Genomic DNA, 20,594 nt, shown 5'->3' with positions numbered 1-20,594 from the left:
CGCCGCCCGAAACGGATAGCAGCCTAGGATCGCAACTTCGAAAGTTGCTGGACCAAGTCGAGAACGAGGATGCCGGTTCGACGAGAATGGAATTTGAGCCTTTAGATACGAGTGCATCGATTGATTCCCCGCATCCTTCCAAGTCGAAGGGATCGACCTGTAAGGCGTCATCTGGGCTGCCGTCACTTGTGTTCATAACGAAGCGATAAAGGTAGGAACGGTGATCGTAAAATCCTGTGGTCATTATGCCAAGCCAAGGGGGAGCCTCCATGATCAAGAGCCGAAGCCGCTCGATTGGATCGCGTCGCTTTCTAGTCGCCTCCACGCACTGTGTCGTGAACGCGCATATTCGCTCGGAGTCGCGGAAATCCGGATGGATCGGTGGCGCCGGGGTGGTCACTTCGGGCAGGATGCTCACCGGCAATCCTTTGACGATAGGGGCGATGACTTTTCAGCCCTCATTCGCTGATATTCCGCAGCGGCCTCCTCGGCCGTCGCGAAGTTCTTGCTATAGATGAAGTTTTCGCAACCATTGCTGATGCGTGCATAGTAGGGTTTTCGCCGCCTAGCACAGTCCGACCGCTTCCTGACGCCGGGGAAGCCGTGTTTGTTGACTATGGTGCGTGGCATGTGAGCTTGATCCCTGATGCTGGGGCGAAGCCCCTCATTGTTAAGCTCGCTTTTCTAGCGGCGCGCTATTTGAATGGATTCATTGACGTGGAATAGGTCGGAGTTTTGGCGTAGTTCGCGGGAACGTTCCAAAGCGTCGCGACATACCAGGCGGTCCAAGCAACGATCAGCAGGCTTAGCACCCAAACCCAAACAGGGATTGGCGAGGGCGATTCTGCCCGGTGCGGCTCGAATGGTTCTTCGGCTCCAAAGGCGTTGACCATGAAGCGCAGCGTACCGTGAACGACGGCCCCATCACCGAGCCCGCTGAGTGTGATCCCGGGCCCATTGCGGACCTGGAACCGAAGGCGTCGGACGCCGACTTGGCCAGTGGCGTCCTGGGCTTCGATGCGCAGGCCGTGTTCGCCGTCGGCAAGGCTCTTGGTGTCGAGCGCTATCTGCGCCGGTGGCCGCTGATCGGTGACGGGATCGGTCGCTTCGTCGAGATAGATGCGGATGCGCGGATCGGACACGTGTTGCAATCCTCTAACGGTCGGCATGCAGGACGCGATATTTTGGATGATAGGGATCCCGTTCGCCGGGGGCGACCAGCATCCACACCGCCGCCACGATGCAGCTAAGTGTCACGAGCCCGGCCCCGCCCGCCACCAGCGCGTTGCCGAGTAGTGGTCCGCCAAGACTAGAACCGCCAGCGCCACCAGCGATCGAAGACGCAGTGCAGAGGTAGCCAAGCGCCGAGAGAATCCAGGTGGTAATCGTATCGGTCATCGTCGCCTCCTATTTTTCAGCACGGAGCTTCGTGATCTCGGCAGGCGTCACCAACGGCCCGTGGTTACCCCATGACGTGCGCTCGTGATTGATGATATCGGCGATCTGCTGATCGGACAGTCGGTCAGCGAACGGCGGCATCTCTACTTCGTACTTCTGGCCGTCGATTGCCTTACCGCTAAGGCCGCGCAGCATGGTGGTGATATGTTCGGCAGGGTCAGTGGCATTAACGACCGGATCGCCTGCAAGCGGCGGAAATGTGCCAGGAACGCCTTTGCCCTCGGCGCCGTGGCAGACGCCGCAGTTGTCGGCGAAGAGCTTCGATCCTTCCGCAGCATCGAACGTCCGTGCCGGGGGCGCTACCGGCGAGACCTGTTTCGGCGTCGTTGCCTGCTTCTGCAGTGGTTCGTTGGCGCGAGCCGCGACGACATCAGCCGCACTGATTAAGGCACCACGATTGCCCCACGAGGATCGCTCGTAATCGATGATGTCAGCAATCTGCTGATCAGACAATTGATCGGCAAACGCCGGCATTTGCGCTTCATAGCTCTGGCCATTGATTACCCGCCCGCCAAGTCCATGCAGCACAGCGCCAATATGTGCCGTGGGATCGGCGTCGTTAACCACCGGATCTCCGGCGAGCGGCGGAAACGTTCCCGGCACACCCTTGCCTTCCGCACCATGGCAGGATGCGCAGTTGTCGGCGAACAATGCGGCACCCTTGGTGGCGTCAAACCCCAGGGACCCGCTCGAAGGACTCTCAGTCGCGGCGCGGGACTGCTTCGGAACGAGCGGGGGCTGCTTCAGCGACAACAAATAGGCTACGAGCGCCTTGCCGTCGTCGTTGGGGATGACGGTACCGCCTGGCGCGAACTGGGGCGGCAATGGCACCGCTGTTTCTCCTGGAGGTAGTTTGTCCACAATCCTGAACAGCCAGGGGAAGGCCGGCATGATCGATTGCGGCACAACTGCACGCGGTTGATAGAGATGGATGTACTGCCATATGCTGCTCGACTGCCGCGCGCCGATATTGCTCAAGTCTGGACCAGTGCGCTCCGAACCTAGTAATTCCGTAGTCTGGTAGGCATAATCGCCCGGCGCAGACGGGCGGCCAAACGGCTTATCTCCGGAGAGCGGGCGTACTTGCTGGGTATGGCAATAGAAGCAGCCTTCGGAGACATAGACATCCCGACCCCGCGCCTCCATCGAGGTTAGTGGCTTAAGGCCCGGCGTCGGTGGCACCTTTGACAGCCAGATCCCCGGCAGCACGCCCATAAGAATCGCTAGTCCAGTGTAGATCAGCGTCGAACCGCCAGAAATGGCCAATGTCCTGTTCATGCCGGCACCGTCTTGGCTGCCGCAAGCTCGGTGCAGGACCTACCGTAGGTCATTGTCCAGACGTTGAAAGCGAAGACAAGATGGCCGGCGAACATCAGCGAGCCGCCGACGGAGCGCCACAGCCAGTATGGCGCGGCATCTTCGACCGACTGGATGAAAGTGAGTCCTCGAAGCCAATCGAGCCCCTGAATGGTGCCGGCGGCCGAAAGCGCCGCAACGTATATGACAACGCCGACGGCGGACAGCCAGAAATGTATACCCATGCTCAGGTTGTAGGGATACTTGCCGGTGGCGCGCGGCAACAGCGCATAGATGCCACCCCAGATCGCGAAAGTGACGAAGCCATACATCGTCAGGTGCGAGTGCCCTACCGTGTAATTGGTCAGATGCCAAAGCTGCTGCAGCGAGCGAAACGCCTCGAATGTGCCTTGTATCGAACCCAGTAGATAGCCGTAGACGCCGACGAGGATGAAAACCGCGGGCGAGCGATATATCCATTCGTGAGTCCCCCGGAAGGTGAGAAGGAAGTTTGCGGTGCCGCTCAGCACTGGAACCAGCATGGCCACACTGAAGACGATGGCCGTAGTCTGCAGCCACCATGGCAGTGGACTGAATTCAAAATGATGAGCGCCGATGATCGGATAGAAGATGAGATTGGTCCAGAATGCAAAGACGCCGAGAGAATATGAATAGATCGGCCGGTTCAGGAGCTTCGGCAGCGCATAGTAGGACACACCGAGCGATAGAGGCGTGAACCATAGTCCGACGGCGTTATGCATGAAGAAGGCCTGCACCGCGACCTGACCCAGTCCGTACTGATACCAGGGCAACATCGACACCACGACCATAACAATCGTCCACAGCGTGCCCCCGATAGTATACCAGTTAGAAATATAGATATGCTCGTCATCCCGGCGCTCGACAGTGGCGATCATATTCCAGACCGCGGTGATCAAGCCGAGTCCAAGGATTGCGCGAATCCACCACAGCCATTCGCGATACTCCTGGCCGTAGGTGAAGCCGAGATCGAGTGTGACCGTGCCCAGCACGGCGGCGAGATTGAGAAGCGCAAGACTGATCCATGCGAGGCGCTCGCTGTAGAGCCTTGCGCCAGAACTGCGCGCGGCGACAAACAGCGCAAGCCCAATCAGCGCCTGGCTCGCCCAGGCATAAAATGTTCCGCTGGTGTGTATCGCGCGCAGCCGACCGAACGAGAGCGCCGGCGTGGTCGCGAAATCCGGGTAAGCGAATTTGAAGCTGACGAAGAGCCCCACGGCCGTGGCGAATACAAGCCAGATTGTTGCCGACGCCACGTACGCCGCGAGCACTCGCGCCAAAACACGGTCATCCGGAGGGAGCGCGCGAAGTGGAATGGCTGCAGCGCTATCGGACATCATCCGTCTCCTCGACGACGTTGTTCAGCGTTGCCCTGAGGCGCGCCAAAAGCGTGACGTCAGCGGCATTGCAACCGGGCCGGCTTTATCGGGAGAATCCGGCGCGATCACGTTGTCCTTATTTTTGTAGCTGAGCTGGTCGGAAACATGGATCGTTTCGCCAATCCTGTCCGCCGTTACGTACCGGTAGCCATCTTCCCATGGTTCACCGAAATCGGCGGCTTTACCACTTACTGAGGCCGGGTTTACGCCGTTGCTTTGCATATCGAGCCTCCTGGCTTCTCGATCTGATCGCGTGTTGGTGACGTCATTTGAAAGCTGCGGTATGACGACGCGTTGGAGAATGAGCTTGCAAGGCCCGCCAAGGGAAATCACCTTTCGACATAGAGTCGATATACGATCGTTATCGCCGACCAACAGCGTCGTAGTGAGGAATGCCACCCGTCGCATCTCCAGAGATCCAGGTTGCCCTACGCTGATCGCCTAGGTTGCGACAAGGGTAAGCGGACGTCGCTATGGAACGAGCAAAACTCGATCTGTCCAAAGGCGCGAGCGCCAGTCGCTTGGATATGCGCCTGCAGGCATTCCATGCTATGGCGTCGTCACACCGCGGAGGCGGCAATAACGATCGTCTATCGACTCTATGGCGAAAGGTGATTTCACTCGGTGCAGTTGCATGGTCATTCTTCAACTATCGTCATTCAAATACTAAATGCCGCCAACGAGACGCGACCAGCGTGAAAAGCAACGAGGGGCAATATGAAAGACAACAGTTTGAGGTCGGTGATGCGACCCGTGTCTCGGGCCAACTCAGCCGGCACGAAAATCGCAACCTGATAGCGCCTGCTTCTCGATGAATTCGGTCGGCTCGCGGAGATCTCGATGATGGAACGACAGATGTGGGCGACCGACGCCAATGCCGTCAGGAGTTCAGCGCGCTTCGGAGCAACGTTGGACACCGCCGTTCAGGAGAGGCTTCATGTCCTCGTCGTCGCCGCACTCGCCGCGGCGGGCAACGTGCGCAGGCAGGCGTGCGGCACGCCTCGATGCGCCAGCAACCTGGTCGGTGTGGCGAGACTGGCCTTTCCTGAACAGCTCGTCGAAATCACCTTCAGGGTGACGCTGCCCGGAGCCAGAGGCGAAGCGGCGGTGGTGAATTTCCAAGTTAGGTAATCGCTTTGCGCAGCACTTCTTCTCGCTACGGCGCCGGCGCCCGATTGTTCCATTGGCTGACGGTCATGCTGGTTCTTGTCGCTTATGTGCTGAGCAGTGGCGATGGCTACTCTCTCTATTCCGCCTCCGCGGACGGGCTCCGGAGGATTCACGAGACGCTCGGAATTTTTGTTTTCAGTGTCGTCGTACTGCGGTTGGTATGGAGGCTGATCGACAGCGCGCCAGCGAAGCAGCCGACGCCGCGATGGATGACCCTGATCGCGCAGCTCGTCCACTTCGTGCTTTATGTGTTCCTCATTGCGATTCCAACAACGGCCGTGCTTGGTACCTGGCTCGAGGGGATTCCCGTCACTCTTCCCGGATTCGACATCGCTCCGCAGATCACGAAAGCGCATGGTCTGGGTCATCTGATGATGGAAATACATGCCACGCTAGGTAACGCCATCCTCTGGGTTGCCGGCGTGCATACAGCCGCGGCCCTCTTCCACTACTTTTATCTGCGTGATGAAGTGTTTCAGTCGATGATTCCCGGCGCATGAATGATCAGCCCGAGTACCGCGAAGAGCCGTATTCCCTCTGAAATTGGCGATGTTTGCTTGCAAAATTCACTGAATCTCATGCGCTGCCGCTCCAACTGACAGGAGTTCGTCGCGACAGCGCACTGACACAAATACGGTAGATGGTGTCAAAGTCCGTGCCTCCTGCAGGAAGCCGAGGTCGCCCTCGACCGGTTTTAGCTGGTGCAATTTGAGTCGCCGAATTGCCGATTACCCAATCAAGTCTAGCGACATTGAGGCGCGTTTGTTCGACGTCGCGCAAGTAGTTTGCGCAATCGTAGCGCGTGAAGATCTGCGTTGGGGTTGCCGATCCTGCCGCAAACAGCCTCGACGGCGCGGGCAGTTGGCTTGTCGTAGAATGTGCTAGCGAGCGTGGTTAAGATCCGTTCGATGCGGTGCAGGCCCGGCGAACCGAGTGAACGCATTGTACTCGTCTATCGTTAGCTCCTTGAGGACGTTCGTTGCTCACTGCGTCTGAAGCGTCAGTTGGCAGGAGTGGTGAGCGGGCTGTCATTGGTGTCAAGGACGAACAGGGCGAGCAGCTTCGCCGGCTCGGTCTTGCTCGCGTTGCGGCTGATCGAGTGGAGCGAACCCGGAGATTCAGACCAGCTCTCGCCGGCCCGATAGATGCGCGTCTCGCTATCATTTACCTTCGACTCGATCGCGCCAGAGATCACATATGCATAGATAAAAGCAGAGTTCGCGTGGGTGTGGGGCGGAGAGGCCGCGCCCGGTGCGTAATCGACTTCCACAGCAATCAGCGACTTGCCAGGGATATTGGGAATAGCCGCCTCGAAGTTCTTCGTGACGGTTTCCGCCCCGCTATCATGGGCGCAAATAGGGCCGGTCATCGAGAAGGCGAGAGCGGCGCTGAGGACGATAATGGTTTGGATCTTCATGGGCTTTGTCCTTTTGAGAAACAAGTCGGAAAGATGATGATCCTCGATGGGAAAATCACGATCATATCCGTTATAACGGGCGGGAAGAGGTCGTCACGAGACTGGCTATTTCAAATGTTATCTGAAACTCGTGGTGGAACGTTGGGCTCGCTTGAGCGATGCTAAGCTGACGTCACCTCACGGGAAAATGTCTGACTGTTATGGTTTTTATTCCAACGCGTCCATTGTGCTGATGAGGTCCGACGCGAGACGAGCCCGCGTGCCGCACGCACCTGGAGAATTAGGTGTGCCACGTCAACGCTACACATGACGTCATTGGCGCCATGCAATGTCAGTCCAGGAGTGGATAGGCGGCCGTTTGCCGCAGGCTGGGACGTTGATCGATTGCCGAGGCGGCGGGTTTCTGCAGACGCGGCCACTGGCATCTGGCTCGGGGGCGCACTGCGCGAGTGACTATAACTATCGTTTATTGATTTTATGGCGACAATCAATTTTGCGTTGCCGACGTCCTTTGGTCAATCTCCGAGCTAACGTCGTATAATTCGATCCTGCGACCGACATACAATGTCGGCTTGAGAAGCTAGGCGGCTCGATAATGCGAAGCAACGACCTCATCGTATCGGCGCGCCTTCCGGAGATGGGGATCAGCGAGGAGACCTGGTCACCGGATGCGGGGCCATTCTTGAGGAAGCCGCGGGCGGTTTGAGCGCCTTGCGGTTCAAACAGTGAGGCCGATTATGATGCTGCAAAACGGCGACACCTTTCCATCTCTTACTTTCGCTCGCGTCGGGGGCGGAAAAATCAGCCTGCCTGCCGATCTTGCAGGTTGGTTCGGCGTGGTTTTATTCCATCGTGGCTCCTGGTGCCCGTACTGCAACGCTCAGCTCGCCGCTTTCGCGCGAGCGGCAGACAAATTTGTCGATGAAGGCATCAAGGTCGTCTCGGTATCGGTAGACGACCGGGAAAAGTCGGAGATGCTCGTCGAAAAGCACAAAATCGGTTTCCCCGTCGCTTACGGTGCTGACGCGCGAGCGGTTTCCGCGGTGACCGGCGCCTTCGTTAATGACGATCCCGTCTGTCTCCAGGCAACCGGTTTCGTCCTGAACCCCGAAGGCCAAGTGGTGACGGCCGTCTATTCGACCCGCGCGATCGGCCGTCTGATGCCCGACGATGTGCTCGGTTTTGTCCGCCACCTCAAATTTTTTGCAAGAAATTGAAAGCAGCAAAGCAGCGGGGGATTAGCTGGGAGATCGATGGATGGCGCACGTGTCTGGATGGCGCTTGGCCAAGGACATGATTCAGGAATGTTTTGCGTGGTTGGCTAGGGTTCGGCCACGACGTCTGCAGCGGCTCACCTAGTCAGATAACCGCAACACTTTCGACTAAGTGCTGGCATTCCGGTTTTGCAAGCTATCTAAGTTGGCGAACGTTGCTGGTAGCAGCTCCCATCAGGCCGAAGGTCATTCCTGCAACCAAACAAAAGATCGCGCTATGATCTCCGCCTAGCTAGGCCGAAGATCAGCGAAACCAAGGCGGAACCCAGCGACCATCCGACGTAGCGAGCCGCAGCATTCATCCCACTTGCAGCTGCGCTACGTTCTATGGATCCAGCCGTCATCATCGCAGTGTTTGTTCGGGGTCTAGAAAAGGCCGAAGCCGACACCCACAAAGGGCTAACTCATAATTGATGCTCACCGCCTTACGCCCGATATACCGTCCGAGAAAGCCGAGCTTGTCGTTCGATTGATCCTTCTTGAGCAGGATGAGCGGCATTTTCTCAATGGAAACTGGATTGATCCTCAAGGCTTGGCGACAAAGAGCAAGAATAGCTTTTGCGATCGATCAACTCTCGGTCGGGCGTTCAATCTCGCGCGCCGCGGCAGATGTCGGCTTCAGCAGCGTTGCCGCGTTCTCGTTTGCCTTCCGGCAGTTAATGAAAATACCACCGACTGCCTTTCTTCACTATCTTCCGAAGCGGGTCGTCTCGTCAGTAGGAGAATGCGAGAGCACGCCTTAGATTGGCTATAGGATAGCTGCAGCACCGCAAGTGCCGATGACCTGGGCGATGGAGCGTAAACGGAAGCGGGTCGGGACTTCTCCGCCAGGTCCCATCGGCGATCGCCGGATCGTAGTCATCGCTTGGCAGCGCCATACGATGAGACGTATGGTTTCCACGGGCCTCGCTGAAAAAGGCGTATGCCAGGCAGTTTTGTGGTCGAAACTCACGAAGCGAATGCACCGATTCTGATTCCAGACATTCCGGCGATTATCGCTGATGCTACGACGGCGCTTATAGCGATGCAGACACCCCAAAGTCGACCGGCAGTACGTTGATCGACACCGTGTGCGATCAGCACCACCCTTAATCCTGAAGCGAGGTGGCTCAAGACAAAGAAGACGCCGAGCGCGTAGTGAGGGAGCAGACGGATGTTCCAAGCGTCATGAATGAGCCCAGTCGGAGCTCCGATCGCGAAGTTCCAATCCGTGGGTATGCCGAGAAAGCTTCGTGCGTAGACGAAGACCGAATTCATGTGGCCGAGAATGAAGACTGAGAGATAGGCGCCCGAAGCGACCTGATAGGTCCTCTGGAAGTCATGCGCCGAGGCGCTCCACCGCCACGCCAGAAGGAGGCCGGTCCCTATCTGGAAAAGCATGGTTGCAACCAACAAGGGTTCACCTACGGCAGAGCGATAAACCACGCGTCCGATCTTCATCACTGCGGCGTGCGCATCAGGACCTATCAAGCCGAACAGATGGTTCGCTAGATGAAACACCACATATAGGCTCAGGACCACGGCCGTTACTCCATGGACAACCCGCCAACCTCCGACCACAGGCTCAGCTGATTCAGCCGGACCTCGTGCAGACTGCGACCATTTCGCGATTGCGAGCCAGATCGCGCACCAGATCACCTCATCGGGAATAGGGCTCTTGATTAGGGCTTGCACAACGCCGAGAAAAACATAGAGCGTCGGCGACACAACGCTCGCATAGGCGAGGCGTCTTGAACCGGGATCGGACGTTGGTCGACAAGCTAGAGCGATTCCGAGGAACGGCACCACGAACGCAACGACCAAAACACTGGTCGCGCAGGCGATTGCGACGGGTGGCAGGCTTGCGGCTTGCGTGCCGACGATAGCATGGAAAGCATTGAGCAGAAATGGATAACAAATCGCCGCCGCCGCCGGCGCAAGAGCGACATAGCCATCGCGCTTCTCGAGACGCCTACTGCGATTTTGCCCGTGAACAATTGCGTCCATCATCCACCCTACAGAGTCACGGTTAAGAAACCGGGTTCGAGACGACTTCCGAGATAGGCGGGCCTTCGAGTATTGTCTGCGTCGCGCATCGGTGTTCCGATCAATCGTTCATTGCTGGGTGGAGTGTCTCTTTCGATCAATCACCGTCTTCATTGTGCTTTTGAATGTTCGACCGGTGTCATAGCAAGACAAGGTAGCGTCAGTCGAAGCTTCCGCCGAAGGCAAGTAATGTCCTGATAGAATGGCGGATCTTAGCACACCAGCTGCCCAATTCGCCTATGAGCCGCTAGCCGGCTAAAATGTATTTGAGTTATTCATGCGCATCATGAATGGCTCACCTTTACTGTTCGTAGTGCGTGTCGCTCGCGCAGGTTACTGATGAGCGTCTCTTCGAGCTCGCGACCGAAGTCGCGGCAACGGTGTGCGTGTCGTGACGCCGTTCATTGCGCCTCAACGCGGCTCAGGAGTCTTTGCTGAAACGAAGCGCCGGGCTCAGCGTGCGGTGTGGTCGTGCATTTCGACTACATAATCATGCTAATCGGAAAGCAGCAATAACCATCGTTTATCAAGTCGATGTCGAATTGTAATTTCCCTTCGCCGTGCTGCAGGGTCACTCTCTAAAGCATCTTCGTGTCGTAACGTTCAACGCTGAACCGACACGCGGAACACGATGCTATTGGAGAGTCGACATGCAATGCAGCGGCGCAATTGAGGCTGTCGCGTCTCTTGGCGGTGCCGTCAGCCAAGTTATCTACTTCCAAGACATTGCTGCCGTTCGTGCGGTAATTGCCTTTGTATCGATCGAACATGACCGCAAACTTCGCAAGGCCGCAAGATACCTGTCTCAGTCAATGCGGCGTTCTAGCTCGCTTGGGAGAGCCGGAAGTGAGCGCAGCTGAAAGAATGGCTGTGGCGATCCAGTTCATCGGACGTCCGTTTCGTCGCTTTCGCAGATGCGTTGGCGCATCGATCTGCATGCTACTTGCGCTTACGCTCGCGGGCTGCAACGAGAAGGCGCAATCGCAGGTGGTCGCGCCTCCGCCGTCCGTTACGGTGGCGCAACCGGTCAAACGCACCGTCACCGACTGGGACGAGTTCACCGGCAGGTTCGAAGCGATCCAGGAGGTGCAAGTCCGTGCCCGCGTCGGTGGCTTTGTCACCAGTGTCGAGTTCAAAGACGGCGACATGGTGCACGCCGGCGATCTGCTCTACATCATCGACCCTCGCCCGTTCGAGGCGGTGGCGACCCAAGCGGACGGTCAGCTCGCCGATGCGCGCGCCAAGACAGAGCTGGCCAAGCGCGAGCTTGAGCGCGGGCTCACCCTCGTAAAGACCAGTGCTGTCTCCGAGCAAGTCGTCGACCAGCGTCGCGCGGCATTGGAGGCCGCTCACGCCGCTGAGACTATTGCCGAAGGCGCGCTAAAGGCCGCCCAGCTTAATGTCGAATTCACGCATGTGGTGGCACCGATAACCGGCCGCGTCAGCCGCCATTTTGTGAGCGTCGGCAACCTCGTGCAGGGGAGCGACAACGGCGGCTCGACGCTACTTACCACGATTGTTTCAATGGACCCAATGTACGTATATTTCGACGTTGACGAGGCGACCTATCTTAAGAACAACAAACTGTGGTTCGAGGGTAAGCGGCCGAGCTCACGCGATACGCCTAATCCAGTGCAGGTGGCGCTGACCGGCGAGACCAAACCATCGCACGACGGCCATATGGATTTCATCGACAACCGGCTCGACGTCTCCACCGGCACGCTTCGCAGCCGCGCGATCATCCCGAACCACGATCTATCCATCCTGCCCGGCCAGTTCGGCCGCGTGCGGCTAATTGGCTCCTCGCCCTATGAAGCGCTTCTTTTGCCAGATGTAGCGATCGCGACCGATCAGTCGCGCAAGATCGTGTTCGTGGTCAAGGATGACAACACTGTGGAAGCGCGTGCGGTTGAACTCGGTCCGTTGGATCAGGGACTGCGCGTTGTTCGCACAGGCCTGAAGCCGGAGGATCGTGTCATCATCGACGGCCTCCAGCGAGCACGCGTTGGCGCTAAGGTGAGCCCGCGCAGCGTCGAGATCAGCGGCAGTAAGTCATGAATCTCGGACGTCATTCCGTCAATCAGCCCATTCTGGCGATGGTGCTGTCGATCGTGCTCTTGATTGTGGGCGCGATCGCGTACCAGACGCTGCCCGTCTCTGAATATCCGCAGGTAGTGCCGCCTACGGTTACGGTCACCACGCAATACCCCGGCGCCTCGGCACAGACTGTGTCCGATACGGTCGCAGCTCCCATCGAGCAGGAGATCAATGGGGTCGAGGACATGCTGTACTTGTACAGCCAGGCGACCTCCAACGGCCAGCTCACGATAACCGTGACTTTCAAGCTTGGCACCGATCTCGACAAGGCCCAAGTGCTGGTGCAGAACCGCGTCGCGATCGCGCAGCCGCGGCTGCCGGAGGAGGTGCAGCGCAACGGCGTAGTCACCCGTAAGAACTCACCCGACATCCTGATGGTCGTGTTCATGCTGTCGCCCGACGATAGCTTCGACCAGCTCTACATATCGAATTATACGCTGTTGCAGGTGCGCGACCAGCTTCTGCGGCTCGATGGCATTGGCGACATCCAGATGTTTGGCGCGCGCGACTATTCGATGCGGTTGTGGCTCGATCCTGACCGGATCGCCAATCTCGGTATGACCTCAAGCGACGTCATTGCCGCGGTCCGGGCCCAAAACCTGCAGATCGCGGGCGGCCAGATCGCAGAGCCACCGATTGCGGATCGCGCATTCCAGCCGAACCTGGTCTTCACTGGGCGCCTCAAGGATATCAGGCAATTCGAGGACATCGTGGTGAAGGCTGGTTCCGACGGCCGTACCGTACGGCTGCGCGACGTTGCGCGGATCGAGCTTGGCGCGCTGGCCTACACTACCAACAGCTTCATACTACGAAAGTCAGCCGTTGCGATGGTGGTGACGCAGCGGCCCGGATCGAACGCGCTCGCCACCGCGAAACATATCTCCGACACGATGGTGCAGCTCAAGACGAGCTTCCCAAAGGGGCTCGACTACAATATCGGCTACAATCCGACCGAATTCATCGCCCAGTCGGTTCATGAGCTGATCAAGACGATTTACGAGGCGATGGCGCTCGTGGTCATCGTGGTGCTGGCGTTCCTTCAAGGTTGGCGGCCTGCGATCATCCCAATTGTTGCGATCCCGGTGTCGCTGGTCGGCACATTTGCAGCGATGGCGGTGCTCGGCTTCGGCATCAATAACCTTACGCTATTCGGCCTCGTACTTGCGGTCGGCATCGTGGTAGACGACGCCATCGTGGTTGTGGAGAATGTCGAGCGACATCTCCAGGCAGGTATGAGCCGGCGCGAGGCGGCTCTCAAGACGATGGAGGAGGTCGGCGGCGCGCTGGTCTCGATCGCCCTCGTGCTCTGCGCGGTGTTCGTGCCGACCGCGTTCCTCGGCGGCATTTCCGGGCGATTCTTCCAGCAATTCGCCGTCACAATCGCGGTCGCGACCGCGATCTCTTGCTTCTGTTCGCTAACGCTGTCGCCAGCACTGGCCTCCCGAATTCTTACTCCGCATGAGCAGAAACGTCCAACGGCGCGCTGGAACATCGTTGCACGGGGTTGGGACGGCTTCACCGCGCTTTTCAATTGCATCTTCGAGCGCCTAGCGCATGGCTACGCGGCCGCCACCGCCTTCGTGATCCGACACACGGTGGTGATGCTGGCAATCTACCTCGCGCTGATCGGCGGTGCTGGCTGGCTGCTCGCCACCACTTCTCAGGGCTTCATCCCGGCGCAGGATCGTGGTTATCTGATCATCTCGGTGCAATTGCCGGGCGCCGCGTCGCTGGTGCGGACCACCGCGGTGGTGCGGGAGATCGAGCGAATTGCGCTGGATACGCCAGGGGTCATCCGTGTCGCGGCGTTTGCTGGCTTCTCCGGCGCGACCCGCACGCAGGCGGGCAACGCCGCGGCACTGTTCCCCGTCTTCGACGACCCCGAGGCGCGAGTTAGGAAGGGCCTGACTGCCAGCGTGATCACTGCGGATCTGCGAAAGCGGTTGTCGGCGATCCAGGGCGCCTTCATCATCGTCATCCCACCGCCTGCGGTGCCAGGCATCGGCACCGGCGGCGGCTTCGCCATCCGCATCCAGGATCGACAGGGGCGCGGTCCCGAGTTGCTCGGAGCTGCCACGGACGAACTCGTGGCCGCCGCGCGGAAGTCGCCAAACCTAACGTCGGTGTTCTCGCCGTTCACGGCGAATACGCCGCAGCTATTCGTCGACATCGATCGCGTGAGGGCGCAGAAGCTCGGTGTTCCCATCGCCAGCATTAACGATACGATCCAAACCTACTTCGGTTCTACCTATGTCAACGATTTCAACCTGTTTGGGCGCACCTATCATGTCACCGCGCAGGCCGATCTGCCATTCCGAAGAGAGGCCTCTGATTTGGCGCGGCTGCGTACCCGCAACGCGGCCGGTGACATGGTTATGCTGGGGAGCGTAGTAGACTTCAAGGATATCTCCGGGCCCGATCGTGTCGCGCGCTACAATCTCTACTCAGCATCCGAGCTGCAGGGCGAGCCGGCGCCAGGCGTGAGCTCGAAGACCGCGCTCAACACCATCAAGCTATTGGCCGACAAAACATTACCGAGCGGTTTTTCTTTCGAATGGACCGATCTGTCCTATCAACAGGTGACGGGTGGCAATGCCGGGCTCTATGTGTTCCCGATCTGTGTGCTGTTCGTCTATCTGGTGCTGGCGGCGCAGTACGGCAGTTGGACGCTACCACTCGCGGTGATCCTGATCGTGCCGATGTGCCTCTTCGCGGCCATCATCGGCGTGCGCATCATGGGCGAGGACATTAACATCCTGACCCAGATCGGCTTCGTGGTGCTGGTGGGACTTGCGGCCAAAAACGCGATCCTGATCGTCGAGTTCGCGCGGGACATCGAGCTTGAGGGTAAACCGCGCCTGGAGGCGGTGATCGAGGCTTGCCGGTTGCGACTGCGGCCGATCCTGATGACCTCGTTCGCCTTCATCCTCGGCGTGCTGCCGCTCGTCGTCTCCACCGGACCCGGATCGGAGATGCGCCAGGCCGTCGGCGTCGCCGTGTTCTTCGGTATGCTCGGAGTTACGCTGTTCGGCCTAATCTTCACGCCGATCTTCTACATGGTCGTGCGCAACCTCGCGGAAGGAGCGGATGAGGGCAAGCCGACCCACGCGATGGCCGCCGCGGCGGAGTGAGTCGCGGTTACGCCGAGATGAAGCCAGAACGGCCGCCGCCGAAGAGGCAAATTACCGAGGAGAGAATTCCCATGAAGGCGATCATTGTGACGGACCGGGCTGCGGGAACGGCCGGTATGAAGCTGGTGGAGCAGCCCGAGCCACAGGCAGCGATAAACGACGTCGTCGTTCAGGTTCGTGCGTCGGGTTTCACGTGGGATGAGCTGACGTGGCCACCGACCTGGACCGATCGCTTCGATCATGACCGAACACCGTCGATCCCTGGGCACGAGTTGGCCGGAGTGGTCACCGCGCTCGGCTATGGCACGACGGGGCTGTCGGTGGGACAGCGGGTTTTCGGCCTCACGGACTGGTATCGCGACGGAACACTGGCTGAGTATGTCGCGGTCGAGGCGCGCAACCTCGCGGCGCTCCCGGGCGACGTCGATTTCACCGTGGGTGCGAGCCTGCCGATGCCGGGCCTGACCGCGTGGCAGGGACTGTTCGAGCACGGCCGCCTTCAGGCGGGGCAGAGCGTCCTGGCGCACGGTGCGGCTGGCGTAGTCGGTTCGATGGTGAGCCAGCTCGCGCGAGAGGCCGGCGCCTATGTCATCGGCACCGGACGCGCTGCCGACCGTCAGAAGGCGCTCGACTTCGGCGCTCAGGAGTTCGTCGACCTCGAGAACGATGTTTTGGAAGACGTCGGCCAAATCGATCTGGTTTTCGATGTCTTCGGCGGCGACATCGGAAAGCGGTCGGTGCGGCTGGTTCGAGCCGGAGGAACCCTTGTTTCAATCGTCGGGCCAAGCGAGGAACGGCCCGCCAACGGCTTGGCAGTCGATTTCGTCGTCGAGTCCGATCGTGCCCAACTGCGTGAGATCGTCCAGCGGGTACGGGACGGGCGACTGCGGACGAACGTTGGCAACATCGCGACCCTCGACGATGCCGTCGCTTCTTTCAACCGGACCGAGCGACGCAAGGGGAAGACTATCATCCGCGTTCGTCCGTAGGGACCCGTGCCCCTTGATGCATGCAGTCGGCCGGCGCGGTCCGGGTCGACCGCCTGCGTCTTATCAGCCCTAGCCACCACGAGGCATCCATGGTTTTCACGTTAAAGATCAACGGCACACCCCATGAGGTCGATGTCGACGGCGACACCCCGCTGCTGTGGTGCTCCGCGATGTGCTCTGTATGACCGGGACCAAGTTCGGCTGCGGCCAGGCGCTGTGCGGCGCCTGCACCGTGCATGTCGACGGCCAGCCGGTCCGCTCCTGCCAAACACTGGTCGACAGCATTGGCGATAGCGCGGCCACCACGATCGAGGCGATCGGCCAGGCGCCGCAGGGTGCAGCCTTACAGAAGGCATGGCTGGAGCTGGAGGTGGCGCAGTGCGGCTACTGTCAGTCCGCCCAGATCATGTCGGCGGCTGCGCGGCTCAGGCCGCTTGTTCCGGATTTTTCTTTCCACGTTCGCTCATCAGACACGGGATCAGGCAATTCGGATGCCTGCGCAGACGAGGCGGCAGTAAAAAGATGCTTAGACGTTCAACTGAGCCGTGCCCTGCCAAGGTCTCGCCCAACGATCCGCTACTTCAACGTCGCAAGATAGGCATCGAGGTCAGCCCGGTCCGTCGGGTTCTTCAGCCCTGCGTAGGGCATCTTGTTTCCGGGAACTACCTTCTGGGGCGATTCCAAATACGCATCGAGGATCTTCGTATCCCAGACAATATCGGACTTCTTCATCGCGTCACTGTAGGGGAACCCGGGAGCCGTACCCGCCTTTCTGCCGACGATTCCTCCCAGGCCAGGCCCCACACGATTGGCCTGATCCGTAGCGTGGCACGTTGCGCAAGCTTGGAAGATGGTCTTTCCGTGCGCGGCGTCCTGCGCGTGGCCTGGATTGGCGGCGGCTCCCGCAAACAAGAGCGCCGCGAGAATCGCACGAAGTGTTCCTGCGCTGTTCATTACGAACATCCTTTTTTATCGGGATCAGAGGTGGCGCGGCTGCGCGAAATCGTTGAGATCGTCTCCGAGTCGAGGCGGGTGCGCCGAGCAGACCAGATCCGCGCGGCTACAGCCGGGCCCTACATTGGTACTTTCATCGCGCATCCTTCGCTGGCCGCGCGCGTCACGGCGAATCGCGCGATAGTTTCAGTCCTTAACGGGACGGCCGCGTGCGCTCGACCGCCCGCCACACCGAAAGATCGGATACAGGGGACAAAATGAGAAATTCCTTTTGGACATGCATTCGATAGGCGTGAGATATCGTCCAAGAGGCCTGTGGGCGTGGCGTAGGACGACACAAAAAGGGCAATTCGTGATCACTCTTTCCCGTTGGGTTGCTTCGAAACGTCATGCGCGAGCACTCCTTCCAGCTCGAGCCTGGATCCGGCTCCAGCGCTTCGCGGGGAAACAGGTAGGGAAGCACCAAATCGGCCCGGATTGACTTCGGCGTGACGATCGCGACCGAAACGACGAGATCGCGACAAGTGCGCGGCTTGAACCGCGGTAATACTCACCTGCGCGCGGCTTTTGATCTGGAACGTGCCCATCCCCCGCCTTACGATTCGTCGCATACGAGTTGCTAGGGGGGCGAGCAGTCCGCGGTCACATCACGACCTGCGGGTCCGACACCCGTGCCTACGATCGGTCCGTGACGAAGCCAGCTGTTGCTGACGCGCGTCGGCGTGCGTTCACGCGAATTCATAAAGTTCCCAAGTCGTTGAGACGCTCAGCGGGCTCATTCATGTTACAGCTGAATATATCTAATTCGGCTGTCACCACTACTGGGTCAGCCGCAAGTGGCTATTTGTCCTGCGTGTTTAGTCGGAGGCAACGAAGACCGAACCAATCAAAATCCCAGATCAAGTTAAGGCGCGGAAGGACCCTTCGCTCGGTTGCGAGATTGGCTGCTTGCGAGATGCGTCCTCTCGCCGCCCGCGCTGAGCTCATGAACCTGAGTAACATAGAGGCGTTTTGGACGTGGCAGGTGAGCCATTCTGGCGTATATCGCGACAAGACCTCGACAAGTTGATGACCACATTGGACGTCACCTTCGTCAGACTATCGCAATGCGTGCTTGCGACGGGGGCTCACCTGGCCGTCGCCTGCGCGGATGCCACCACCATCCACTACTGTCTTCGAGGCGTCGGGTTCATTCTCCTGGAGGGTGAAACGCCCATCCGCCTGACGCCGCATACACTGGTGATAGTCCCGCCTGGACGAGCAATGACAATTGTCGCCACGGAGCGCCCGACCGCACTACGGAAGGTCGGCAAGGGCGGCGACTGCCTCTTCGTGCCCGGCTCGACGTACCGGCACACCATCGGCGATGGCGAGCCGACACTGGTGCTTGCGTGCGGCATGTTTCGAGCCACCTACGGCCCAGCACTGGACTTGTTCGCATCCCTTGCAACGCCCATTGTCGAGACGTTCGACGTACATGACCAACTCGACCAAGTGATAGCCTGCGCAATAGCCGAGCTCGCGGCCCAGGACGTCGGTGTGGGGCCAATGTCGGCGGCGCTGCTGAAGCTCGTGTTGCTCGCGTTGCTTCGACGTTGCCTAGTCTCGACGAAAGCGTGGGTCGAGCGCTTCGCGATCTTAAGCGACCCGCCGATCGCACGAGCTTTCGCCGAGATGGCCTCGCGCCCCTCCTTTCCGCACACCGTACAAAGTCTATCCCAGGCCGTCGGTCTCAGCCGCTCAGCTTTCATGGCGCGCTTCTCAACTGCCTTCGGTGAGGCGCCCATGTCTCTCCTGCGCCGCCTTAGGATGCGCCTCGCTGCTGACCTGCTCTCAGCCAACGCGCTATCGATCGACCAGGTCGCCCTAAACGTCGGCTACCAGAGCCGGAGCAGCTTTACGCGCAGTTTTCGTCGGTACTACGGCAGCGACCCTTCAGAATACCGCTCCAAAGCGCAGAGCGCACGGTCCTCAAGGTCTGCTCCAACTGAGGATGCGATCGAGCAATCCGATGCCGCGTGAGAATTTCGTCCGCAAGAGCGTTGGCGCCGCCGCCGGCGAGCTCATTGCGGCCTTGTGATGACACCCGAGCTCGATCAACTCAGTGCCCTCTCGGGTCGGGGCGCGAGCTAAGCGTCGACATCTCAGGCGGCGCGCTGCTCGTGGAGCTGGCTCCGGCATCTCGTAGAACGAATTCTGCGGAATCCCGACCTTCAACGAGTTGACGCCACGGCTGCATCGCGCATCCAGTCGAGGCTCGGTGCGGATTCAGGCGAGCGTCTTAGCTCGTTTGCACCGCGTAAGCCCTCGGGCCATGAGATCGATGCGCTGGAAGCCGCTCGCCCTCTGCGTGCTCGCCGGCGCGGGCGCGCTCGCCATCTCCGGGAGCCTTTCGTGCGGCATTTCCTTCTGGGGGGCTTCGATCGACCAGTCTCGAAACCGCGCGACTTTGATAAAAGCGTCCAGCGCCGGCGAGTAGCGGCGCCCCTGCACGGCCAGCAGCCGCACCTCCCGCGAAATCGGGTCGCCTTCGAGCGGAATAGTCTTGAGCGTCGGAAGGCATGGCATGTGCTCGGGCGCGAGTACCACGCCGAAGCCAGCGGCGGCCAGGTACTGGAGGTGCAAGTCGTGACCGCTGCAGTGGCCCAGATGCGGCGGTTCCTTGGGGAAATACGACCGTTGAATCTTTGGGGCGACGTCGCATCCGACGCGCTCCAGCAAGACGGTCTCGCGGAGGTCGTCAATTCCGATCGAGGGGCGATTTGCGAGCTGGTGTGTCGGCGCCAGAACCGCGACGTAGCGCTCTTCGAAGAGCAACCAGTCGTCGATGCGGGCGGGTATGTCCTGCACGTCCCCGACGATTGCGGCGCTGATCTCCCCCTCAAGCAGCAGGTCGATGAGCTTCTCCGCCGTGCCCTCGCGCAGCTCGACATTAAGTCCTGCGACGAACTTTGCAATCTCAGTGATCAGATCGACAATGAGCGAAGCCGAAATAGAGGGGGCGAGGCCGATCTTGAGTGGCGCGATCTCCTTGCGTTGAAATTCTTTAGCTCTGCGACGTGCCGTTTCTGCCGAGGCCAGTGTGCGCGCCAGCATCGGAAGAACCTCCTTCCCGAGGTCGGTGAGCTGCGTCAGCTGGCGCTCACGATAAATTAACGGGCCCCCAAGTGCCTGCTCCAGCTTCTGGATCCCCTTGGTCAAAGCGGGCTGTGTTACATTGCACTGCTCGGCCGCGCGGGTGAAGTTAAGCGTGGACGCGACCGCGAGGAAATAGCGAACTTGATGAAGCTCCATGGGTCTCCGATAACTTGCTCCTGTCTATGCACTTGACGCCGTGACGGGGGGCCGCCGAAATGACGGCATAT

The 20,594-nt window shown here is 59.5% G+C and carries 17 protein-coding genes and 1 pseudogene; 9 read left to right on the top strand and 9 right to left on the bottom strand.

The window, feature by feature from the left end:
* Positions 1-695: 695 nt before the first annotated feature.
* From XH85_RS34100 to XH85_RS34080, 5 genes are read right to left on the bottom strand one after another with little or no spacing between them, the layout of a single operon-like run.
* Positions 696-1,142 (bottom strand): cytochrome C, encoded by a 447-nt coding sequence (locus XH85_RS34100; RefSeq protein ID WP_128935392.1) that lies wholly within the window; start codon positions 1,140-1,142, stop codon positions 696-698.
* 13 nt (positions 1,143-1,155) lie between these two features.
* The gene (locus XH85_RS34095; protein WP_128935391.1) at positions 1,156-1,398 is read right to left on the bottom strand and encodes a hypothetical protein; all 243 of its coding nucleotides are present in this window, start codon (positions 1,396-1,398) and stop codon (positions 1,156-1,158) included.
* A 9-nt stretch (positions 1,399-1,407) separates the two neighbouring features.
* Positions 1,408-2,736: a c-type cytochrome gene (locus XH85_RS34090; protein WP_164940869.1), complete on the bottom strand. Its 1,329-nt coding sequence runs from the start codon at positions 2,734-2,736 to the stop codon at positions 1,408-1,410.
* Entirely contained in the window at positions 2,733-4,133 is a 1,401-nt protein-coding gene (locus XH85_RS34085; RefSeq protein ID WP_128935390.1) for a cbb3-type cytochrome c oxidase subunit I, read from the bottom strand. The genes XH85_RS34090 and XH85_RS34085 overlap by 4 nt, the downstream gene beginning before the upstream one ends.
* 21 nt (positions 4,134-4,154) lie before the next feature.
* Positions 4,155-4,394 (bottom strand): hypothetical protein, encoded by a 240-nt coding sequence (locus tag XH85_RS34080; protein WP_128935389.1) that lies wholly within the window; start codon positions 4,392-4,394, stop codon positions 4,155-4,157.
* A 618-nt stretch (positions 4,395-5,012) separates the two neighbouring features.
* Between XH85_RS34080 and XH85_RS34075 the strand changes: the two genes are divergently transcribed.
* Together XH85_RS34075 and XH85_RS34070 are read left to right on the top strand one after the other, a co-directional pair.
* Entirely contained in the window at positions 5,013-5,303 is a 291-nt protein-coding gene (locus XH85_RS34075) for a hypothetical protein (protein ID WP_128935388.1), read from the top strand.
* Between the two features lie 65 nt (positions 5,304-5,368).
* Positions 5,369-5,842 carry a cytochrome b gene (locus XH85_RS34070; RefSeq protein WP_245473819.1) on the top strand — a complete coding sequence of 158 codons (474 nt, stop codon included), beginning with the start codon at positions 5,369-5,371 and terminating at the stop codon, positions 5,840-5,842.
* A gap of 500 nt (positions 5,843-6,342) precedes the next feature.
* Here the strand turns inward: XH85_RS34070 and XH85_RS34065 are convergent, their stop codons facing one another.
* Positions 6,343-6,759, bottom strand: a complete 417-nt coding sequence (locus XH85_RS34065; protein WP_128935386.1) for a cupin domain-containing protein — start codon at positions 6,757-6,759, stop codon at positions 6,343-6,345.
* A 737-nt stretch (positions 6,760-7,496) separates the two neighbouring features.
* Here XH85_RS34065 and XH85_RS34060 point away from each other — a divergent pair.
* Positions 7,497-7,976 carry a redoxin domain-containing protein gene (locus XH85_RS34060; protein ID WP_245473818.1) on the top strand — a complete coding sequence of 160 codons (480 nt, stop codon included), beginning with the start codon at positions 7,497-7,499 and terminating at the stop codon, positions 7,974-7,976.
* A gap of 545 nt (positions 7,977-8,521) precedes the next feature.
* Positions 8,522-8,776, top strand: a complete 255-nt coding sequence (locus XH85_RS34055; RefSeq protein ID WP_128935385.1) for a helix-turn-helix domain-containing protein — start codon at positions 8,522-8,524, stop codon at positions 8,774-8,776.
* A 205-nt stretch (positions 8,777-8,981) separates the two neighbouring features.
* On the opposite strand, the gene XH85_RS34050 is transcribed toward XH85_RS34055, so the two are convergent.
* Positions 8,982-10,022 carry a hypothetical protein gene (locus XH85_RS34050; RefSeq protein ID WP_245473817.1) on the bottom strand — a complete coding sequence of 347 codons (1,041 nt, stop codon included), beginning with the start codon at positions 10,020-10,022 and terminating at the stop codon, positions 8,982-8,984.
* A gap of 900 nt (positions 10,023-10,922) precedes the next feature.
* Between XH85_RS34050 and XH85_RS34045 the strand changes: the two genes are divergently transcribed.
* From XH85_RS34045 to XH85_RS34030, 4 genes and pseudogenes are all read left to right on the top strand, one after another.
* Positions 10,923-12,116: an efflux RND transporter periplasmic adaptor subunit gene (locus tag XH85_RS34045; RefSeq protein ID WP_128937519.1), complete on the top strand. Its 1,194-nt coding sequence runs from the start codon at positions 10,923-10,925 to the stop codon at positions 12,114-12,116.
* Positions 12,113-15,286, top strand: a complete 3,174-nt coding sequence (locus tag XH85_RS34040; RefSeq protein WP_128935384.1) for an efflux RND transporter permease subunit — start codon at positions 12,113-12,115, stop codon at positions 15,284-15,286. Before XH85_RS34045 ends, XH85_RS34040 begins: the two co-directional genes overlap by 4 nt.
* A gap of 71 nt (positions 15,287-15,357) precedes the next feature.
* On the top strand, positions 15,358-16,275 hold the full coding sequence (locus XH85_RS34035) for an NADP-dependent oxidoreductase (protein ID WP_128935383.1): 918 nt from the start codon (positions 15,358-15,360) through the stop codon (positions 16,273-16,275).
* A gap of 89 nt (positions 16,276-16,364) precedes the next feature.
* Positions 16,365-16,873, top strand: a pseudogene (locus XH85_RS34030) ((2Fe-2S)-binding protein).
* On the opposite strand, the gene XH85_RS34025 reads toward XH85_RS34030, so the two are convergent.
* Positions 16,852-17,229, bottom strand: a complete 378-nt coding sequence (locus XH85_RS34025; protein WP_128935382.1) for a c-type cytochrome — start codon at positions 17,227-17,229, stop codon at positions 16,852-16,854. The pseudogene XH85_RS34030 and the gene XH85_RS34025 sit on opposite strands and share 22 nt — an antisense overlap.
* 1,068 nt (positions 17,230-18,297) lie before the next feature.
* Between XH85_RS34025 and XH85_RS34020 the strand changes: the two genes are divergently transcribed.
* On the top strand, positions 18,298-19,251 hold the full coding sequence (locus XH85_RS34020; RefSeq protein ID WP_208758065.1) for an AraC family transcriptional regulator: 954 nt from the start codon (positions 18,298-18,300) through the stop codon (positions 19,249-19,251).
* Positions 19,252-19,497: 246 nt separating this feature from the next.
* Here the strand turns inward: XH85_RS34020 and XH85_RS34015 are convergent, their stop codons facing one another.
* The gene (locus XH85_RS34015) at positions 19,498-20,523 is read right to left on the bottom strand and encodes a LysR family transcriptional regulator (RefSeq protein WP_128935380.1); all 1,026 of its coding nucleotides are present in this window, start codon (positions 20,521-20,523) and stop codon (positions 19,498-19,500) included.
* Between the last annotated feature and the right edge of the window lie 71 nt (positions 20,524-20,594).

This window comes from Bradyrhizobium zhanjiangense, from assembly GCF_004114935.1.
GTDB classification, from domain to species: domain Bacteria; phylum Pseudomonadota; class Alphaproteobacteria; order Rhizobiales; family Xanthobacteraceae; genus Bradyrhizobium; species Bradyrhizobium zhanjiangense.
The sequence above is the reverse complement of the archived record's forward strand: the minus strand, read 5'-3'. Positions and strand labels throughout refer to the sequence as shown.

Coding starts and splice junctions, on each gene's coding strand:
- XH85_RS34095 (WP_128935391.1), bottom strand. CDS start 1,398: ATGACCGATACGATTACCACCTGGATTCTCTCGGCGCTTGGCTACCTC.
- XH85_RS34090 (WP_164940869.1), bottom strand. CDS start 2,736: ATGAACAGGACATTGGCCATTTCTGGCGGTTCGACGCTGATCTACACT.
- XH85_RS34085 (WP_128935390.1), bottom strand. CDS start 4,133: ATGATGTCCGATAGCGCTGCAGCCATTCCACTTCGCGCGCTCCCTCCG.
- XH85_RS34080 (WP_128935389.1), bottom strand. CDS start 4,394: ATGCAAAGCAACGGCGTAAACCCGGCCTCAGTAAGTGGTAAAGCCGCC.
- XH85_RS34075 (WP_128935388.1), top strand. CDS start 5,013: ATGATGGAACGACAGATGTGGGCGACCGACGCCAATGCCGTCAGGAGT.
- XH85_RS34070 (WP_245473819.1), top strand. CDS start 5,369: ATGCTGGTTCTTGTCGCTTATGTGCTGAGCAGTGGCGATGGCTACTCT.
- XH85_RS34065 (WP_128935386.1), bottom strand. CDS start 6,759: ATGAAGATCCAAACCATTATCGTCCTCAGCGCCGCTCTCGCCTTCTCG.
- XH85_RS34060 (WP_245473818.1), top strand. CDS start 7,497: ATGATGCTGCAAAACGGCGACACCTTTCCATCTCTTACTTTCGCTCGC.
- XH85_RS34055 (WP_128935385.1), top strand. CDS start 8,522: ATGAGCGGCATTTTCTCAATGGAAACTGGATTGATCCTCAAGGCTTGG.
- XH85_RS34050 (WP_245473817.1), bottom strand. CDS start 10,022: ATGATGGACGCAATTGTTCACGGGCAAAATCGCAGTAGGCGTCTCGAG.
- XH85_RS34045 (WP_128937519.1), top strand. CDS start 10,923: ATGGCTGTGGCGATCCAGTTCATCGGACGTCCGTTTCGTCGCTTTCGC.
- XH85_RS34040 (WP_128935384.1), top strand. CDS start 12,113: ATGAATCTCGGACGTCATTCCGTCAATCAGCCCATTCTGGCGATGGTG.
- XH85_RS34035 (WP_128935383.1), top strand. CDS start 15,358: ATGAAGGCGATCATTGTGACGGACCGGGCTGCGGGAACGGCCGGTATG.
- XH85_RS34025 (WP_128935382.1), bottom strand. CDS start 17,229: ATGAACAGCGCAGGAACACTTCGTGCGATTCTCGCGGCGCTCTTGTTT.
- XH85_RS34020 (WP_208758065.1), top strand. CDS start 18,298: ATGACCACATTGGACGTCACCTTCGTCAGACTATCGCAATGCGTGCTT.
- XH85_RS34015 (WP_128935380.1), bottom strand. CDS start 20,523: ATGGAGCTTCATCAAGTTCGCTATTTCCTCGCGGTCGCGTCCACGCTT.